The organism is Neobacillus sp. YIM B06451 (assembly GCF_032667185.1).
Classification (GTDB): domain Bacteria; phylum Bacillota; class Bacilli; order Bacillales; family Cytobacillaceae; genus Bacillus_D.
The window spans coordinates 77927-95635 of sequence record NZ_JAVFKJ010000003.1 but is presented as its reverse complement, the minus strand read 5'-3'; the positions used below and the strand labels follow the sequence as shown (position 1 = coordinate 95635).

Sequence of the window (17709 nt, the reverse complement as noted above, 5' to 3'; positions counted from 1 at the left end):
AGCACTAGATGCGTCCCCCTGCTTCACTCGTCTTACTAAGGAGGCTGGATTTGATGGGAGCAAAGTTGTTTACTCCTTTTACCGTTAAAGGGGTTACGTTGAAGAACAGGATAGTGATGTCGCCGATGTGCATGTATTCATGCCCAAATGAGGATGGCATGGTCGAGAATTGGCACCGGACTCACTATGCGAGCAGGGCTGTCGGACAGGCAAGCCTGATCATCGTCGAAGCAACCGCGGTGACGCCACAGGGCAGGATTTCCCCGAACGACCTTGGCATTTGGAGCGATGACCATATCGATGGCCTGAAGGAGCTCGCTGGCCTCGTTAAGGAACACGGCTCGGCCATTGGGATCCAGCTTGCCCATGCGGGGAGGAAAGCTGTCCTTGAAGGTGAAATCATTGCGCCATCCGCGCTTGCATTTAATGAAAAATCGAAAACTCCAAAAGAAATGACCAAACAGGAGATTGATGAAACAATCGAGGCCTTCAGGAAAGCGGCGGAGCGTTCCAAAAAAGCCGGCTTGGATGTGATTGAACTCCATGGAGCCCATGGCTACTTGATTAATGAATTCCTTTCTCCTCTTTCGAACAGGCGAACAGATAAGTATGGCGGCACTAAGGAAAACCGCTATCGCTTCCTCCGTGAAATTATTGAAGCAGTCAATACGGTTTGGGACGGCCCGCTGTTTGTAAGGGTCTCCGCCCACGATTATCACGAGGATGGCCTGACTCCGGAAGATTATGTCCAGTTTGCGAAATGGATGAAAGAGCAGGGCGTCGATTTGATTGACGTAAGTTCTGGCGCTGTTGTTCCAGCCCGAATCAATGTCTACCCGGGGTACCAGGTTAAATACTCGGAGACAATCCGGGAAGGGGCGGAAATTGCAACCGGAGCGGTCGGCCTGATTACATCGGGCATACAGGCCGAGGAAATCCTCCAAAATGAGCGCGCGGACCTAATCCTCATCGGGCGTGAGTTCCTTCGTGACCCATACTGGCCACGAACAGCTGCAAAAGAGCTTGGAGCCGAAATTGAAGCGCCTAAACAGTATGAACGTGGCTGGAAATAACAAGATTGCACAAATAGGGCGCCCTTCCGTGATGGATAGGCGCCCATTCTTTAATTAAATAATCTTTCAGCTTCAAGGTCGGTTTTCGATTTTAAATAGAGACCGTATTTCGCCAGCCCGATGGCAATCGCTGACAGGAAAACATTGAAGGCCGCTACAAGAAACGCCAGCCCACCCAATTCGAGGAAAAATCCAAAAATAAGTCCGGCCAGTCCGCTCATGCCTAATATGTATAAAAAATGGACTCTTGGAAAAAAGAAACTGACGATGCCGCTAACTAGTAAAACTAGTGAGCCCATAATAAAAATAAGTGTGCCAATGAGAATAAACGCTTCCACGATAGTCCCTCCCAGAAGTAATTTCCCTATCTTCTACCCCTTTCTTTCAAAAGTTAAGCAGCATTTGTAAATTTTTATGGCTTTCCGTAAAAACAAGCAGGTATATCCATAATTCAAACGGATTTGGTTGTTTAGTCCCCCAGAGGAGCAAACTAAGCGTGAGCAACTTGCCGGAAGGAGAATGTCCGTGGAATTTCCTGTCATACATACAAACGTTTGGGATACGGTTATCGCAGTCCCGGCGATTATGATAATTACCCAAATCCTTAAACTGTATTTTAGGATTCCAAAAGAATACGTTCCAGCAGTGGCGGTCATTGCCGGCATTCTGTTTTCCATCCTCATCAGCCACCCTTCCAGCCTGCTTGCCGGATTGTTCATGGGCTGGTTTTACGGTTATGCCGCGATAGGCAACTATGCTGCAATGAAAACAGCCTGGAAGTCGTACAGGGAAAAATAGCCAATTTTCAATAAAACCCTTTGCTGGGATTGATAGGGCCCGGTTTTATAAAAAGAACCCGGCCCAATAATGGGGCCAGGCACTTTACGGCTGATGCAAAGGGATTTCAATTTCTTTAAAGTCTTCCGCCAATTCTGTATCTCCGAAGAACCCACGCGCCTCCTCAAGAAGCTCCCTAGAGGCATGGCGGTCATAGCGGGAGCTTATATGGGTCAGACAAAGCTTTTTAGCACCGGCTTTTATTGCCACTCCGGCAGCCTGGGCGGTCGTTGAATGGAAATATTCATGTGCCATGGCTTCTTCGCCCGCAGCGAAAGTCGCTTCATGGACGAGTAGATCGGCATCCTTTGCAAGCCGGATTGCATTTTCACAATAGCGTGTATCGCCAAGGATGGCCACAACCCGTCCTTTTTGGCGAGGGCCAAGGTAATCGGAAGGATCGAGGATTGAGCCGTCTTCAAACGTTACCTTTTCACCGCTTTTAATCTTTTTATAAATCGGGCCGGGGGGAATCCCCGCCTCTTCAAGCTTGCCCGCGAGCAATGTGCCCGGCCGGTCGGCTTCTGTAACCCGATAGCCGTATGAGGTAATGCCGTGGTCAAGAAGAAGAGCTTCGACCTTGAATTGTCCATCATCAAAAACAACCCCTTCTTCAATCTCGGTGACCTTGATGGGATATTTTAAATACGAACCGCTGATTGACAGGCTTGTTTTAAGATAAAGTTCAATCCCTTTGGGGCCGAACACCTCAACCTCTGAATCCCCTCCCTGGAAAGAGCGGCTTGATAGAAGCCCGGGAAGGCCATAAATATGGTCGCCGTGCAGGTGGGTAATGAATATCTTTTCGATTCGGCGCGGCTTTAGGGACGTATGGAGAATTTGGTGCTGGGTCGCCTCCCCGCAGTCAAATAGCCAGACGCTCCCCCGCTCGTCAAGTAGTTTCAGAGCCATGGACGTCACGTTCCGAAGCTTCGCGGGAATGCCGGCCCCTGTTCCAAGGAATAATAATTCCAACGTAAAAACCTCTCTCTTTTCAAAAAAATCTTTCCCCTGACCGCTATGGTTGGCGCAGTGAAGGCTTACAGACTGTTTTTTTATTACTATACCATACTTCACAGATGATGCCCCCCTTATACGATGTGGCTTCCATCGCTCTGGCAAAAGGCACAAGGATTGCGAATCATTTGCTAAATATTGAAAAAACGTCTACACTTTTGTATTTGAATAGACATTAAGCATCTTTCGTAAAGGAGTTATCTTCCTTGTCACAAAATGGAGAACAAAAATCATTGATTATCATATTCGGAGGAACGGGCGACCTCGCCAACCGAAAGCTGTATCCTTCCTTGTACAGGCTTTTCCGAAAAGGCCATTTATCGGAACAGTTTGCAGTGATTGGGGTCGCCAGAAGACCGCTTACAATCGAGCAATTTCAGGAAAATGTGAAAAATTCCGTCCTTGAAGCCGGTGAAAACGGCCAAAGTATCAGCCAATTCGCTTCCCACTTCTACTATCATTCACACGATGTCACAGACCATGCTTCATACGTGACATTGAAACAGATGGCGGAAGATTTGGATCATCATTATGGGCTAGGCGGCAACAGAATTTTTTACCTGGCAATGGCGCCCGAATTTTTTGGCCCAATCGCCCTTCATCTTAAAAGTGATGGCCTGACCGACGTATCCGGTTTCAAACGGCTTGTTATTGAAAAGCCATTCGGCCATGACCTTGAGTCGGCAATGGAGCTCAATGAGCAAATACGCACGGCCTTCAATGAGGATGAAATTTACCGGATTGACCATTACCTCGGCAAGCAGATGGTCCAGAATATAGAAGTCATCCGTTTTGCAAACGCGCTTTTTGAGCCGCTCTGGAACAATCGGTATATCTCAAACATTCAGATTACATCAAGCGAGACACTTGGTGTCGAGGAGCGCGGACGCTATTATGAAACAAGCGGAGCGCTAAGGGATATGGTCCAAAACCATATGCTGCAGATGGTGGCGCTGTTGGCAATGGAGCCACCGATCAAGCTGACCACAGATGAAATCCGCTCTGAAAAAATCAGGGTCTTCCGCTCCCTCCGTCCAATCGAAGGCGATGAAGTATCCAAGTATTTCGTGCGCGGACAGTACAGTGCTGGTATCTTTGACGGCAAAGAAGTTCCCGCCTACAGGGACGAACCGAATGTTGATAAGAACTCCAATACGGAAACCTATGTGGCGGGGAAAGTTATGATCGACAACCAGCGCTGGGCCGGAGTTCCATTCTATATCAGGACAGGAAAACGGCTTGGTGCCAAATCGACGAAAATCGTCGTTCAGTTCAAAGATATTCCAATGAACTTGTATTACCAGCCTGATAAACCACTGAATCCCAACCTGCTCGTCATCCACATTCAGCCTGAAGAAGGAATCACGCTTCACTTGAACGCCAAAAAGGCGGGCCAAGGTATGGATGCGACAGAAGTGAAATTAAGCTACGCCAATAACTCGGTTAATGAAATGAACACACCGGAAGCATATGAATTGCTTCTGTACGACTGCATGCGTGGCGACGCGACAAATTTTGCGCATTGGGATGAGGTTGCCCTCTCGTGGAGGTTTGTGGACAAGATTTCCGATAGGTGGGAAAGTACGAAAGACGAAACCTTCCCGAACTATGAGCCGGGTACAAGGGGACCTGCCGCGGCAGAGGAGCTTCTAGCAAAGGACGGCTTTTTCTGGTGGCGCGTACGGGATTTAAAAGTGGAAAGATGCTAGGACCGGAGGGGAACATATGAAAATTCATGATATTACCGCACCAATATTCGAAGGAATGCCGGTTTATAAAAACAAGCCTGAAAAACAACCGAAGCTTGAAACAGTCACGAATGGCCATGTAACCGAATCAAGGCTTAGCCTTGACTTGCATACAGGTACACATGTTGATGCTCCGCTCCATATGATCAATAATGGGAAAACCTTTGAAACTATTTCGATTGAGGAGCTTGTGAGAAGCTGCAAGGTATTCGACATGACCCAGGTGGAGGACAGAATTACTGCTGGGGACCTGGAAGGGCTCAATATAGAAAAAGGAGATTTCGTCCTGTTCAAAACAAAAAACTCCTTTGATGAAGAATTCAATTTTGACTTTATCTTTGTAGCCAGTGACGCTGCCGAACGGCTTGCAGAAATCGGGGTTGCCGGCGTGGGAGTTGACGCGCTTGGAATAGAACGCGCACAGGAAGGCCATCCAACCCATAAAGCGTTGATGGGAAAAGATATCATCATTATTGAAGGGCTCCGCCTGAAGGATGTCGACCAAGGGGAATATTTCATGGTGGCCGCGCCGCTCAAGCTGCAAGGAACCGATGCCGCACCGGCAAGGATATTGCTATTAGAGGGCATTAATTGACCAGCCCACATTGTTTAAATAAATGCCGCCCGGGTGTGGGCGGCATTTTTCATGGTTGATTTACCAGCTCACGGTTTCTATTCCACTTTATTCTCATCTTCCTGGATTCCGGGTTTAAACCCGCGCAGAAAGTCCTTGTTGAAGCTTGTTTCCGTTCCTTTATTCGGGTCAGGTTCCTTCAAAGAGCCCGCATTGGAAATGATGTTTTTCCCATATTTCTCTTTTAACACGGAAAGGGTTTTAAAAAGCGGTTCCTTCTTTGCTTCCTTTTCATAGGAAAATAAATCGAGCTGTTTGACAGCCTCTTCCGCTCCTGCCAAATCCGCCCCCGTAATGCCCAGCAGCCTAACGGGATCGCCGTTCCAGTTCGTTACAAGGAGCTGTTTGGCTAAATCCAGTATTTCTTCCTTTGTGGCTACTGGGTTCGCAAGCTTCCTCCCTCGGTTAACGGTTTTCCTGTCCTTGTAGCGGATTGTGATGGAAAGTGAGTTAGCAACAACCTGTTTTCTTTTTAGCCTCGAGGCCACTTTATCCGCCAGCCCGTCAAGCACCGAAAACAGCTCATGCTGGTTTGCGATATCCCTCGGCAGCGTCGTGGAATTGCCGATGCTTTTGAAATCGGATACGGAATCAGGGTCCACATGCCGCGAATCAATTCCATTCGCACGGTCTTTCAGCCTTTGTCCGTTAATCCCAAGGAGCATCTTCAGCTGAATTTCATTGGCGGAAGCGAGCGCCCCGATTGTTTCGATACCGATTCCCTTCAGCTTTTCGGCTGTTTTCGCTCCCACCCCGTGCATATCGCTTACTGGCCTTGGCCAAAGAATTGTTGGGACATCACGTTTCCGGAGCACAGTGATTCCCATCGGCTTTTTCATATCCGAAGCCGTTTTAGCGAGGAATTTGTTCGGGGCGATTCCAATGCTGCAAGGCAGGTCGAGCTGCGCCATAATTCGCTTCTGGATTGTCGTCGCGATATCAAGCGGGCTCCCTAGTTCATAGCTTTCTGTAATATCCATATATCCTTCGTCAATCGATACCGGTTCGACTAGCTGGGTAAATTGGGCAAGTATCTCAAACATCGCCTTTGAGGCTGCCCGGTAACGGTCAAAGTTCGGCCGCATGACAATCAGCTGCGGGCAAAGCTTTTTCGCCTCCCATAGGGGCATCGTCGTCCTGACACCCATTTTTCTTGCTTCATAACTGCATGTTACGATGATTCCGCGCCGTTCCTCTGGATTGCCGGCGATGGCCAGGGGTTTCCCCTTCAGGGATGCATCATGGGCTGCTTCCACCGATGCATAGAAGCTGTTCATATCCACATGTAAAATAACCCTGCCTTTTTTCGGATACATCTCCTTCACGGCCATCACCCCCATCCCTCCTTATTTTAGTTTAACAAAAACAAGGCTTTGCCGCATCCCATCGGACACCAACTCAATTTTCTGATGAAGTTGTTTTTTGGCCGCCTATTTTGTACTATAAACGAAACGTATGAACATAGAATACGTCAAATGAATATAGCTGTATATTCCAGCAAGGAAGTGATCGTTATGAGAAAGTGGATCGCTGTAATTGCCGCGCTTTTCCTTTTGGGAGGCTGCGCGATTGGCGACAATACAAAAAAGGACAAAGATACAAATCAATCAGTTGATGGCGATAAGGAACAAGATCGTCCTGGTTCAGGGGAAACTCCGATTAAGGATGGGGCGGAATCCGGAGATGGAGGCAAATCCGGTTCGGGAACCGGCAAAGAAGGAAACGATGATGGAACGGGAAATTCGATTCAAACTGCCGCCTACCTACCCACCCCCGATCAAATAAAAACATTTAGAGGTACCGGAAATGAATTCGCGTCAGAAGTTGAAAGGGTATTTTCCAAGGAAGGAGTGTTCATTGCATCGGTAACTGAAAACGGAGGAACAAGTGTCCTCAGGATTTATCAGGTTAATAAAGAGGGAATATCGATTGTATATGAAGAGCCTGAATACTATTCCGAAAATCCACCCGATATCGCAATGTTCAAACCGGCTTTTAAATCGAGGCTCATTTTGCCAGGGCAGCTTAGGCTCAATCAACAATTTGATGGATGGACCGTCAAGGAATTGAATGCAACCGTCACAGTGCCATACGGAAAAGTTTCCAAGGCCATCGTCCTTGAAAAAATCGGCGAGGATGGGAGCATCGTCCAAAACAGCTGGGCTCCGGGACTGGGGATTGTTAAAAAATCCTTTTATATAAAAGACGCTTCTGGCAACGAAACGAGTGTAACGACGGAACTCGAAAGCATTGAACCGGGAAATTGGTAAGCTCCGCGCGCTATAGGTACGTCATAAAGTTTAAGGATGCGAAAATGAACATTCAATTAAACAAATCCTAAATAAAACAATGGGGAGCCCGGCATATAAGCCAGGCCCCCCTTTTTGCATGGGAATTATTGATTTGCCACTTCTTCGACAATTGCAACCGTCATTTCAGCAAGCTTGCCTAGTTCTTCAATCGGCATCCGCTCATTTGTTGTATGGATTTCCTCATAGCCCACTGCAAGGTTGACAGTCGGGATTCCAAATCCGGCAATAACGTTCGCGTCACTGCCTCCTCCACTTTGCTGGAGTTCACAGCTTCGGCCAATCTTTGCAGCCGCCTTCCTTGCTACCTCGACAACATGGTCCCCCGCGCCAAACTTGAAACCGGGATACATGACGTTTACTTCAACTTCTGCCCTGCCACCCATTTGTTTAGCAACCGTTTCAAATGCTTCTTTCATTTTTGCGGCCTGGGCTTCCATTTTTTCAGTTACGAGCGATCGTGCTTCCGCCAGGATATCTACACGGTCAGCGACAATATTCGTCGCCTGGCCGCCGGCAAACCGGCCAATATTCGCAGTCGTTTCACTGTCAATCCTGCCAAGCGGCATTTTTGCAATAGCCTTCGCTGCAATAGTAATCGCAGATACGCCTTTTTCAGGTGCGACCCCTGCGTGCGCGGTTTTACCGTAAATGACCGCACTGATTTTTGCCTGCGTAGGGGCAGCAACGACCACGTTGCCAACCTTCCCGTCACTATCAAGCGCATAGCCATATTTGGCGGTTATTTTCGAAGGATCCAGCGCCTTTGCTCCCAATAGCCCTGACTCTTCCCCAACAGTGATAATAAACTGGATTTCGCCATGGGGAATGGATTGTTCCTTAAGTACGCGAATTAATTCGAACATGGCTGCAAGCCCTGCTTTGTCATCCGCGCCAAGGATTGTCGACCCGTCGGTCACAACATAGCCATCCTTGATTGAAGGCTTTACTCCATTTCCAGGAGTAACCGTGTCCATATGGCTCGTAAAATAAATCGGGTCCACCCCATCTTTTGTGGCCGGCAAGGTGCAAATCAGGTTCCCTGCCCCGTGCCCGGTAATGGAGGTAGTGTCATCTTCAAAAACATCCAATCCAAGAGTGGTGAACTTCTCTTTTAGCACCTTTGCGATATCCGCCTCGAATTTAGTTTCAGAATCGATTTGGACTAGCTCAAGAAATTCATTCAACAACCGTTCGTTGTTAATCATTCATAAAACCTCCGTCAACTAAATATGTACTCGCTATATTAGTATACCTTTCCTGGTGTTCCATCATCAACATTCCGATTTACAGCGGGATGTTTCCATGTTTTTTCGCAGGGCGGGTTTCTTGCTTGTTTTTGAGCATTTCAAGGGCCTGGACGAGCTTGATCCTCGTTTCCCTGGGGTCGATGACATCGTCTACCATTCCCCTTGCGGCCGCCACATATGGATTTGCGAATTTATCGCGGTATTCTTCAATTTTTTGCCGGCGGACCTTTTCCGGGTCCGGGCTGTTTTCGATTTCTTTTGCAAAAATAATGTTCGCGGCACCCTGTGGCCCCATAACGGCGATTTCCGCATTCGGCCATGCGAAAACGAGATCTGCGCCGATTGATTTGCTGTTCAGCGCCACATACGCGCCCCCATATGCCTTCCTTAAAATAACCGTCAGCTTAGGAACTGTCGCTTCAGAATAGGCGTACAAAATTTTTGCCCCGTGGCGGATGATTCCCCCGTGCTCCTGCTTAACTCCCGGGAAAAAGCCTGTGACGTCTTCAAACGTGATAATTGGGATATTAAAGGAATCACAGAATCGTATAAACCGGGAAGCTTTATCCGATGAGTCGATATCCAGCCCGCCGGCCATAACCTTTGGCTGATTGCAGACAAGGCCGACCGTATCCCCTTTGATTCTAGCCAGGCCGACGACAATGTTTTTCGCGAAATCACGGTGGATTTCCATAAAGCTGCCCTCATCAACAACATGATTGATAACAACCCGCACATCATACGGCCTGATCGGGTCGAACGGGATGGAGTCAACGAGGTCTGGTCGGTAATCGTCACCTGAATCTCCTGTTTCTGTGTGGGGAGGTTTCTCCCGGGAATTCTGGGGCAGATAGCTTAATAGTTTCCTTACAGATTCGAGAACCTCTTCTTCTGTTTTCCCCATGAAATGGGCGTTTCCCGATATCGAGTTATGTACATTCGCCCCACCTAAATCCTCTGGGGAAATCTTTTCGCCTGTAACGGTTTCGATTACCTTTGGGCCAGTAATGAACATTTGGCTTGTTCCTTCCACCATGAAAACGAAGTCCGTAATCGCCGGTGAATAGACCGCTCCGCCCGCGCATGGGCCCATAATGACGGAGATTTGCGGGACTACTCCGGAATAAATCGCATTCCGGTAAAAAATATGCCCATAGCCGTCGAGTGAAACAACCCCCTCCTGAATCCTCGCTCCGCCCGAGTCGTTAAGCCCAATCACCGGGGCCCCCGTATTGGCTGCCAGGTCCATCACATGCGCGATTTTCTTCGCGTGCATTTCGCCGAGTGCGCCGCCAAACACAGTGAAGTCTTGGGAAAATACATAAACAGGCCTTCCGTTGATTTTACCATAGCCGGTCACAACCCCGTCACCCGGGCCTTTCTGCCTGTCCATCCCAAAATCGGTCGTCCTGTGCTCGATGAATGGATTGAGTTCAACGAATGTTCCTTCATCAACGAGAATGTCAATCCTTTCCCTCGCCGTCAGCTTCCCTTTTGCATGCTGCCGGGCAATTTTTTCATCGCCGCCGCCCATTTCAATCTCACGGCGTTTATCATAAAGTTCATTAATTTTTTCAAAAATATCAGCCATCTATTTCCCCATTCCTTTCTTCTCGCAAAACTCATATAAAACTCCGCCGGTTGATTTTGGATGCATAAAAGCAACCTGAGCCCCACCTGCACCCGGCTTTGGTTCATCCTGGAGCATCCGGATCCCGCTTTCTTTCATTTCGTTAATCCTGTCTTTGATAGAGGAAACACCGAAAGCGACATGGTGGATGCCCTCTCCCCTTTTTTCAATATGCTTTGCAATGGCACTTTCCGAAGAGGAAGGTTCTAGTAGCTCGAGCTTTGTCCCTCCTGCATCTAGGAAGGCGACAATGACTTTCTCGCTCTCTACTTCTTCAATCGCCAAAAGCGGGAGCTTCAGGACATCCGTATAGAAAGGAAGCGCTTCCTTAAGTGATTTTACCGCTATCCCTATGTGGTCCACTTTCTTAATCATATGTTCATCCCCTTTGTATAACCTGGCAGTCCGCTTTTACAACAGCCAACGGTTTCCCCTAAAAATTCGACAATTATTGTATTCTCCTAAAAGTGTCATAAATCCTTCCCAATTTGCAAGGTTGTCCATCGCGCTTTTTCCCGTTACAATAATAGTATCCCATAACTCATTAAGGGAGGAGAAATCATATGAATAACCGCAAGGCCAGAAAGGCAATCGTCTACCTGATGCTGTTCGCGATGCTCGCATCTACACTCCTGATCGGATTATCTTCATTCTTATAAAAAAAGCGGTAATGCCCGTCATTAGCAGATGCTGGCATGCTGCGGCAGCTTGGAGCTAGGCAAAAATTTTTTTATTCTGAAAAGCGAAAGGGACCACCCATTATTGGACGGTCCCTTTTGCCTATTCGATGGCCCCATATTCAATTCCTAACTCCTCAAAAGGCTGGTTGGAGGTTGTGATTAAAATTTTTGTGCCGACCGGAATGAAGGGATAGAGTGATTCAATTCCTTCATTTTGCAGCCGTATGCAACCCTCTGATACATACTTTCCGATTGATGAGGGATCGTTTGTCCCATGGAGCCCATATATCCTGCCATCCGTGCCTTTCGCGTCAAAGCCTATCCATCGCGTACCGAGCGGATTTGCCGGGCTTGAACCGGGGATATCCTTCTTACGGTAATACGGGTTTTCCGCCTTGACCGTAATGGTAAACAGCCCTTCCGGAGTCAGGCCGGCACTTTTCCCTGTACCGACCGAAAGGACAGTCTGAACCCTGTTGTCGTCAATAAACGCCATTTCGTTTGTCTTTTTATTGACGATAATAAAGGTATCCCCCGGGAGCGGATTCGGTCCAAGCGGCCAAATTGGCGAAACAAATAGGACAGATAAAAGCACAGCAAGAAAATTTGCCATCCAAACCACCCTTGCCATTTTTCCCTAGTTTGCGCCAACCGTCCCGCTTCTATTCCCCTTTTCCGTCCCCTTTATCCCTCTAAAGGAGCTTTTTATAAGAAGGTAATCCTCAAGCTCATTGACCATTTGGACAACCGCGGCCCTAGCCACAAATTCCTCCCTCGTATCCGGAAGCTTCATCACTTCGTACTCTTTCTTCAATTTTCTCAATTTATCAAGATAAATGTACGCCGTATTGCCAGGATTGATATTCGTACACAGCTCTTCAATAAAATCGGCCATCATCCTGCCTTGTTTAACCGAATGCGTAAGCGAAGCAGAGATAGGCAATATCCTTTCGATGATTTCAAATTGTTTTTCCCTCATCGTAAAATAATGATAATAGTGGTTTTCTTCACGGAGCAGATGGTTTTCGACATCGCGGAAAGCAAGTGACTTTGCTTCATTCAAAAGCCTCGTGGTTTCGGAAATTTCCTTTCCATCCCATGTGCTTTCATTCGTCCGTAGGTATTCAGCCATTTCGATAAAAATTTTCCTGAAGTTGTCTTCTATTTGATTAGCGTATTCATACAACTTTTTTTCAAGGCTTGGCATATACAAATTCATCAGGAGCGCCACCCCTATCCCGACCATTATCACGATGAGCTCATTTAAAATGATATCCTTTGAAATATGCTCCGCCGAATAAATATGAAGGATGATGACTGAACTTGTCACAACCCCATCCTTGGCCTTTAGCATCACAATAGTGGGAATAAAGAAAAATAGCATTAAACCTATGACGAGTGGATGGTAGGCAATCGCCTCGAAAAAAAGCGCGGAAAATGGCATTGCTACAATACAGGCGAGAAATCTGTCCCAAGCGGCCCTAAGCGATTTTCTTTTCGTAGGTTTGATACAGAGGATTGTCAGGATTGCAGCGGAAGCAAAGTTTTGAACCCCCAGCTGCTGTGCGATAATGATGGATGCTGCGGTCCCGATAGCGGTTTTGGCCGTCCTGTAGCCAATCCTGTAGTTCATAGGCTTATCCCTCCCTGCCACAAAAGCAAATGAAAAAGATGATCATCGCGACCATCTTTTCCTAGCATATCCTCATTAAAGCATTTTTTGCAAGAATTCCTGAGCCCTTTTACTATTTGGGTTTGAAAAGAATTGCTCTGGTGCTGCATCCTCGACCAAGACTCCGCCATCGAGGAACAGAACCCGGTCGGCAACCTCACGTGCAAAGCCCATTTCGTGAGTGACGATCGCCATGGTCATCCCGGTGTGCGCCAACGACTTCATGACATCAAGAACTTCCTTAACCATTTCAGGGTCAAGTGCAGATGTTGGTTCGTCGAACAGCATGACATTCGGTTTCATCGCAAGCGCCCTTGCAATCGCGACCCGCTGCTTTTGCCCGCCGGAAAGGCGGCCAGGGTACTCACCGGCTTTTTCAAACAGGCCGACCCGCTCAAGAAGTTCATAGCCGATTTTTTCCGCTTCCGCTTTCGATAGTCCTTTTACCTTCATCGGCCCGTATGTTAAATTTTGCAGGACCGTCTTATGTGGGAACAAATGAAAATGCTGGAACACCATGCCGACATTTTCACGGACTTTATTGATATTTGTCTTCTTGTCTGTAATCTCGCTCGAACCAATCCAGATGCGTCCGCTTGTAGGCACCTCGAGCATATTCATGCAGCGCAGGAACGTCGACTTCCCGGAACCCGATGGCCCGATAATCGCGACAACCTCGCCTTCTTTAATGGAAGTCGTAATGCCTTTTAAAACCTCAAGCTTTCCAAAATTTTTGCGCAAATCCTCAACTTTAATCACCGCGCCTCATCCTCCTTTCAACCAGCTTGCCTAGGAAGGTCAAAATGATGACCATGAGATAATAGATTAAACCGGCAACGATAAGAGGTTCAAAGTAGGAATAATGCTGGGCCCCAACCTGGTACGATCGGCGCATAATATCCATAACTCCGATTGTTGTAACAATCGCTGATTCCTTGGTTAGGGTAATGAATTCATTCATAAGGGCAGGCAGAATATTTTTCAGCGCTTGCGGCAGGATGATATCCCACATCATTTGCCTGTATGGAACGCCAAGCGCCAGTGCCGCTTCCCTCTGTCCTTTGTCGACCGCAAGGATCCCGGCCCTGATGATTTCTGAAATATACGCGGCGGAGTTAAGAGCGAATGAAACAATGGCTGCTGTATAAGGCTCAATCTGAAATCCGAGGATTTGAGGGGAGCCAAAATAAATGATCATCAGCTGGAGGACGAGCGGCGTACCCCTGAAAACACTAGTATAGGCATCCGCCAGCCAGCCAAGCGGCTTTATTGAACTGATTTTAAAAAGTGATAAAACAATGCCGAATGCGAATCCGAGTATTCCTGCAATCAAAACAATGCGCAGCGTTACCAGAATTCCTTCCAATATATACGGAATAGAGGGGACAATTTGCCCAAAATCCAATTCCATCCTAAAAACCATTCCTCTCTGCTTTAACTGGAAAAACGTTCAGAGAGGACATGCCTCCTGAACGTTCACATGCTTTCCCTTTATTCTTCCCCGCCAAACCATTTAACAATCAGTTTATCGAGTTCACCATTTTCTTTCATTTTTTGAAGCTCTTTGTTGAATTTCTCAGTCAGCTCACTGTCCTTAGGGAACGCGATTGCGGAGCCGGCTTCTTCCGGATCATCGGAAATGGTGAAGCCTTCCAGGTCTGTTTCATTTTCGAAGAAGCCCTTCGCAACTGTGTCTTCAATGATGGCAGCATCGAACCTGCCAGACTTGATTTCCTGGATTAGGTCAGGAATCCTGTTCCGGTCTTCAATTTTAATGTCCACTTCTTTTTGGATTTCTTCAGCTTTTCCTTGCTGTATCGATCCAAGCTGGACACCGACTGTCTTACCCTCAAGGTCCTCAAGCGATTTAATGCCGCTGCCCTTTTTTGTAACAATCATATGGGAAGAGGTGTAATAGATGTCGGTAAAATCAACATTCTTCTTGCGGTCTTTCGTCGGGGTCATACCTGCAAGAACAAAGTCTGCCTGGCCGGATTTTAACGCCTGCACAAGTCCGTTGAAGTCCATGTCTTTAACTTGAACATCGTAGCCTAGTTTACCGGCAAGAGCTTTTGCCAGGTCAACGTCAAAACCAATGATTTCATCACTCTTGTCAGTTTCAATGTATTCAAACGGCGGGTAGTCGGCGGATGTTGCCATGATAAGGGTTTTCTTATCTTCTCCTCCATCCCCGGTTTTCGCGTCGTCCTCCTTCGTTCCACAGGCTGCAAGAATGCCCGCAAACAGGATTGTTGTTAAAAATAAAAGAATGCTTTTTTTCATTGAAATTGCCCTCCCTAATTTACTGAAAATTTTTTATCTTCATTATTACTACCCATTTTATACGGGAGAAATCCCTCTTTACAAGTAAAAACAAAGAGTAATAATTATTCACATTAATGAATTTTAACACGTTTAAATAATTATGCAATAGTATTTTTAAAAATAACATTACCATTTTTTGAAAAGGCAGGATTAGCGGCTTTTTGAGGCTCGGGGGGTGAATAATTGGGTGGCATCTTGTGGATTATGGGCGTTGGCCGGTGTGTGGATAGTGATTGGCCGGGTGCGAGAAACAGTGCCGAGGAAAGCACTTGTTGTATAATGAATGGGTGAATAAACATATGATGATAATTATAACGACACACGAACATGTGGGTGTGTGTTCATTTGGCGCCTCTAGTCGGGGATAATAAGGGCCGTTTCGAGGAATCGGTTGTGTTATAGATAAAACGTCCTGCTGTACCGAAGCACAGTAGGACGTTTTTTTGTTTTTTAATATAGCAAACTGTCTATCCTGGCGGCCTTACAGCTCTTCGCAATACTTGTCAAAGTTTTGCTGCAGCTTATGGACAACATTCATTGGGTCAAACCCTTCAATATCATGGCGCTCAATCATTGAGCAAATTTTTCCGTCCTTCAGCAATGCAAATGAAGGAGAGGATGGCGGATAGCCGGTAAAATAGTTCCTCGCCCTTTCAGTCGCTTCCTTATCCTGTCCGGCGAACACCGTCACAAGGTGGTCAGGGCGTTTATCATAATGAATGGCATGGGCTGCAGCTGGCCTCGCGATGCCTCCCGCACATCCGCAAACCGAATTGATCATGACAAGAGTCGTGCCTTTCCGGTTAAGCGCCTCATCGACCTCTTCCGGGGTTTGCAGCTCCGTATAGCCAGCAGCCGAGATTTCCTGGCGCGCCTGGCGAACCACATCATTCATAAACAAATTAAAATTCATATTCAATGGAATCACTCCCTGTTTACTATAACTGTCTATTTCTATCATACAGGGCTAACAAATTGTTTTCAATAAATAGAAATTTGCAGCAGACAGGTTTATTTCTGTCCAGCACGGGGAAAGGTAGAACTACAGCTAGATCCATACCCCTAAACTCCCTAATTTTTTGGATAGCGCGTTTGTGCTATCCGCTTTTTTTTGGGGTGGCGTGCTAACAAAAAAACTTGACTTAGTCAAATACTTTCAAAACTTACCTTGCTAAAAACTATACCTATCCGAATCTTTCCTCATTCGGACACCAACTGGCTTTTTTTCATTTTCTCTGTCCGAATCCTCTCCTGATTCGGACACCAACTGGCTCTTTTTCATCTTCTCTGTCCGAATCCTCTCCTGATTCGGACACCAACTGGCTTTTTTCATTTTCTCTGTCCGAATCCACTCCTAATTCGGACACCAACTGGCTCTTTTTCATTTTCTTTGTCCGAATCCATTCTTTGTTCGCTTAGAGAAAGTCATGATTTCTATGATTTTATCCGATTAATTATATCCTGGCTTAAAATAAGTGTCTTTGGTATTCCCTATCCAAGGATAATGCTTCTTTAATACTCTCCGAAAAGTCCGATTAGATAAATCTATCCTACACCACTCCTCTATACCACTAGTCGTGACCTTCCTTTCAGGAAACAACAACTTAAATTCTTCTGTATTCCGCAGTATTGCGGACTCAATTTTTTCAAGTTCGCCGCAATTTTCGCATACTAAATTTCGATGGTCAATTTTTGAAAAGAAGCACCCGCACTTTTTACATAGCATCCCTTTCTTTAGCTGCTCATACCTATATTCTGGCAGCTTTTGAAATCGGTTTTTTGGCTGGTGCAGGGATAGCAGGGTTTGCGCGAGTTTCTTATGGCCTTCATTGAGCCGGGATGGCGTTTCGTTCAGTTCCCGGATAAAACGGTTATTCTGGGTTGGGAGAATGAAAGGATGATCCATAGGGGCTTGGTATAAGGTGAATTCAGGATTAACGAAGATGACGTAGGGTTCGATGAGGAAATTGAAGTTGTAGTAATTGAAAAGTTGGCGGAGGAGCAGCGCACTTCTTTTTAGCTGGTCAAGAGGGTTTTTGTATTCCTCCCCGGTTTTAATGGAGAATAATTGATCACCTTCAATGTAAAAGTCGCCATAGAAATTTTTCACATCCAAAAGGTACGTAATGCCCTGTGAAATGATAAACGAATCAATTTGTAGTTCCGAATTGTTTACTTCCAGCCGCAAATCATTGAGGATATACCGTTCTTCGATGATATTTTTTGCAAGGTTGTCAAACTGCACTTCCCCTTCAAATCCCCGTTGCAAATTGGTAAGGCGCTTCCTGTCATTTGGGGTAAGTTCCATCCGCTTATTTAGATGCTTCAAAATCAATAATTCTTCTGGTTCCGTTCTGTTTTTTAAAAACATATGCCACTTCCTTTCTTTGTCTTAAGCCAATTTTATTAAAAATAACATCCAATTGCGGTGAACGTTTTGTTAACACTTTCCTGCCAACAAACATCCATGCACAATGATAAAGTTTCCCTACTAACCAAAAACCCATTCACATAAGAAATTTCTCTTAAAACCG

At 46.5% G+C, this 17709-nt stretch carries 19 protein-coding genes; 6 read left to right on the top strand and 13 right to left on the bottom strand.

Going from position 1 to position 17709, the window contains the following annotated elements; genetic code table 11:
- Positions 1-53: 53 nt before the first annotated feature.
- On the top strand, positions 54-1073 hold the full coding sequence (namA, locus tag RB160_RS07900) for an NADPH dehydrogenase NamA (protein ID WP_316569701.1): 1020 nt from the start codon (positions 54-56) through the stop codon (positions 1071-1073).
- 50 nt (positions 1074-1123) lie between these two features.
- Here namA and RB160_RS07895 read toward each other — a convergent pair whose 3' ends face one another.
- The gene (locus tag RB160_RS07895) at positions 1124-1411 is read right to left on the bottom strand and encodes a hypothetical protein (RefSeq protein ID WP_316569700.1); all 288 of its coding nucleotides are present in this window, start codon (positions 1409-1411) and stop codon (positions 1124-1126) included.
- 187 nt (positions 1412-1598) lie between these two features.
- Between RB160_RS07895 and RB160_RS07890 the strand changes: the two genes are divergently transcribed.
- Positions 1599-1871: a hypothetical protein gene (locus tag RB160_RS07890; protein WP_316570039.1), complete on the top strand. Its 273-nt coding sequence runs from the start codon at positions 1599-1601 to the stop codon at positions 1869-1871.
- Positions 1872-1955: 84 nt separating this feature from the next.
- Here RB160_RS07890 and rnz read toward each other — a convergent pair whose 3' ends face one another.
- On the bottom strand, positions 1956-2885 hold the full coding sequence (gene rnz, locus RB160_RS07885) for a ribonuclease Z (RefSeq protein WP_316570038.1): 930 nt from the start codon (positions 2883-2885) through the stop codon (positions 1956-1958).
- 248 nt (positions 2886-3133) lie between these two features.
- On the opposite strand from rnz, the gene zwf reads away from it, so the two are divergent.
- Together zwf and RB160_RS07875 are read left to right on the top strand one after the other, a co-directional pair.
- Positions 3134-4636: a glucose-6-phosphate dehydrogenase gene (gene zwf / locus RB160_RS07880; protein WP_316569699.1), complete on the top strand. Its 1503-nt coding sequence runs from the start codon at positions 3134-3136 to the stop codon at positions 4634-4636.
- Positions 4637-4652: 16 nt separating this feature from the next.
- The gene (locus RB160_RS07875) at positions 4653-5270 is read left to right on the top strand and encodes a cyclase family protein (protein ID WP_316569698.1); all 618 of its coding nucleotides are present in this window, start codon (positions 4653-4655) and stop codon (positions 5268-5270) included.
- Positions 5271-5347: 77 nt separating this feature from the next.
- Here the strand turns inward: RB160_RS07875 and RB160_RS07870 are convergent, their stop codons facing one another.
- A complete protein-coding gene (locus RB160_RS07870; protein WP_316570037.1) occupies positions 5348-6634 on the bottom strand; it encodes a DNA polymerase IV in 1287 nt (428 codons plus the stop codon).
- Between the two features lie 189 nt (positions 6635-6823).
- On the opposite strand from RB160_RS07870, the gene RB160_RS07865 reads away from it, so the two are divergent.
- A complete protein-coding gene (locus RB160_RS07865) occupies positions 6824-7579 on the top strand; it encodes a hypothetical protein (RefSeq protein WP_316569697.1) in 756 nt (251 codons plus the stop codon).
- Between the two features lie 125 nt (positions 7580-7704).
- On the opposite strand, the gene RB160_RS07860 is transcribed toward RB160_RS07865, so the two are convergent.
- From RB160_RS07860 to mce, 3 genes are all read right to left on the bottom strand, one after another.
- Positions 7705-8826, bottom strand: a complete 1122-nt coding sequence (locus RB160_RS07860) for a M20/M25/M40 family metallo-hydrolase (protein ID WP_316569696.1) — start codon at positions 8824-8826, stop codon at positions 7705-7707.
- Between the two features lie 79 nt (positions 8827-8905).
- The gene (locus RB160_RS07855; RefSeq protein ID WP_316569695.1) at positions 8906-10459 is read right to left on the bottom strand and encodes an acyl-CoA carboxylase subunit beta; all 1554 of its coding nucleotides are present in this window, start codon (positions 10457-10459) and stop codon (positions 8906-8908) included.
- The gene (gene mce / locus RB160_RS07850) at positions 10460-10873 is read right to left on the bottom strand and encodes a methylmalonyl-CoA epimerase (RefSeq protein WP_316569694.1); all 414 of its coding nucleotides are present in this window, start codon (positions 10871-10873) and stop codon (positions 10460-10462) included.
- A gap of 188 nt (positions 10874-11061) precedes the next feature.
- Between mce and prli42 the strand changes: the two genes are divergently transcribed.
- Entirely contained in the window at positions 11062-11157 is a 96-nt protein-coding gene (prli42, locus tag RB160_RS07845) for a stressosome-associated protein Prli42 (RefSeq protein WP_316569693.1), read from the top strand.
- A 121-nt stretch (positions 11158-11278) separates the two neighbouring features.
- Here the strand turns inward: prli42 and RB160_RS07840 are convergent, their stop codons facing one another.
- From RB160_RS07840 to RB160_RS07810, 7 genes are all read right to left on the bottom strand, one after another.
- Complete coding sequence (locus RB160_RS07840) at positions 11279-11791, bottom strand: L,D-transpeptidase (RefSeq protein ID WP_316569692.1); 513 nt, start codon at positions 11789-11791, stop codon at positions 11279-11281.
- Between the two features lie 24 nt (positions 11792-11815).
- Entirely contained in the window at positions 11816-12811 is a 996-nt protein-coding gene (locus RB160_RS07835) for an aromatic acid exporter family protein (protein ID WP_316569691.1), read from the bottom strand.
- Between the two features lie 75 nt (positions 12812-12886).
- The gene (locus RB160_RS07830; protein ID WP_316569690.1) at positions 12887-13609 is read right to left on the bottom strand and encodes an amino acid ABC transporter ATP-binding protein; all 723 of its coding nucleotides are present in this window, start codon (positions 13607-13609) and stop codon (positions 12887-12889) included.
- Positions 13602-14261, bottom strand: a complete 660-nt coding sequence (locus RB160_RS07825) for an amino acid ABC transporter permease (protein WP_316570036.1) — start codon at positions 14259-14261, stop codon at positions 13602-13604. The genes RB160_RS07830 and RB160_RS07825 overlap by 8 nt, the downstream gene beginning before the upstream one ends.
- Before the next feature lie 80 nt (positions 14262-14341).
- Complete coding sequence (locus tag RB160_RS07820; RefSeq protein WP_316569689.1) at positions 14342-15133, bottom strand: transporter substrate-binding domain-containing protein; 792 nt, start codon at positions 15131-15133, stop codon at positions 14342-14344.
- Between the two features lie 523 nt (positions 15134-15656).
- Complete coding sequence (locus RB160_RS07815) at positions 15657-16094, bottom strand: BrxA/BrxB family bacilliredoxin (protein ID WP_316569688.1); 438 nt, start codon at positions 16092-16094, stop codon at positions 15657-15659.
- Between the two features lie 531 nt (positions 16095-16625).
- Positions 16626-17546 carry a nuclease-related domain-containing protein gene (locus RB160_RS07810; RefSeq protein ID WP_316569687.1) on the bottom strand — a complete coding sequence of 307 codons (921 nt, stop codon included), beginning with the start codon at positions 17544-17546 and terminating at the stop codon, positions 16626-16628.
- Positions 17547-17709 lie beyond the last annotated feature (163 nt).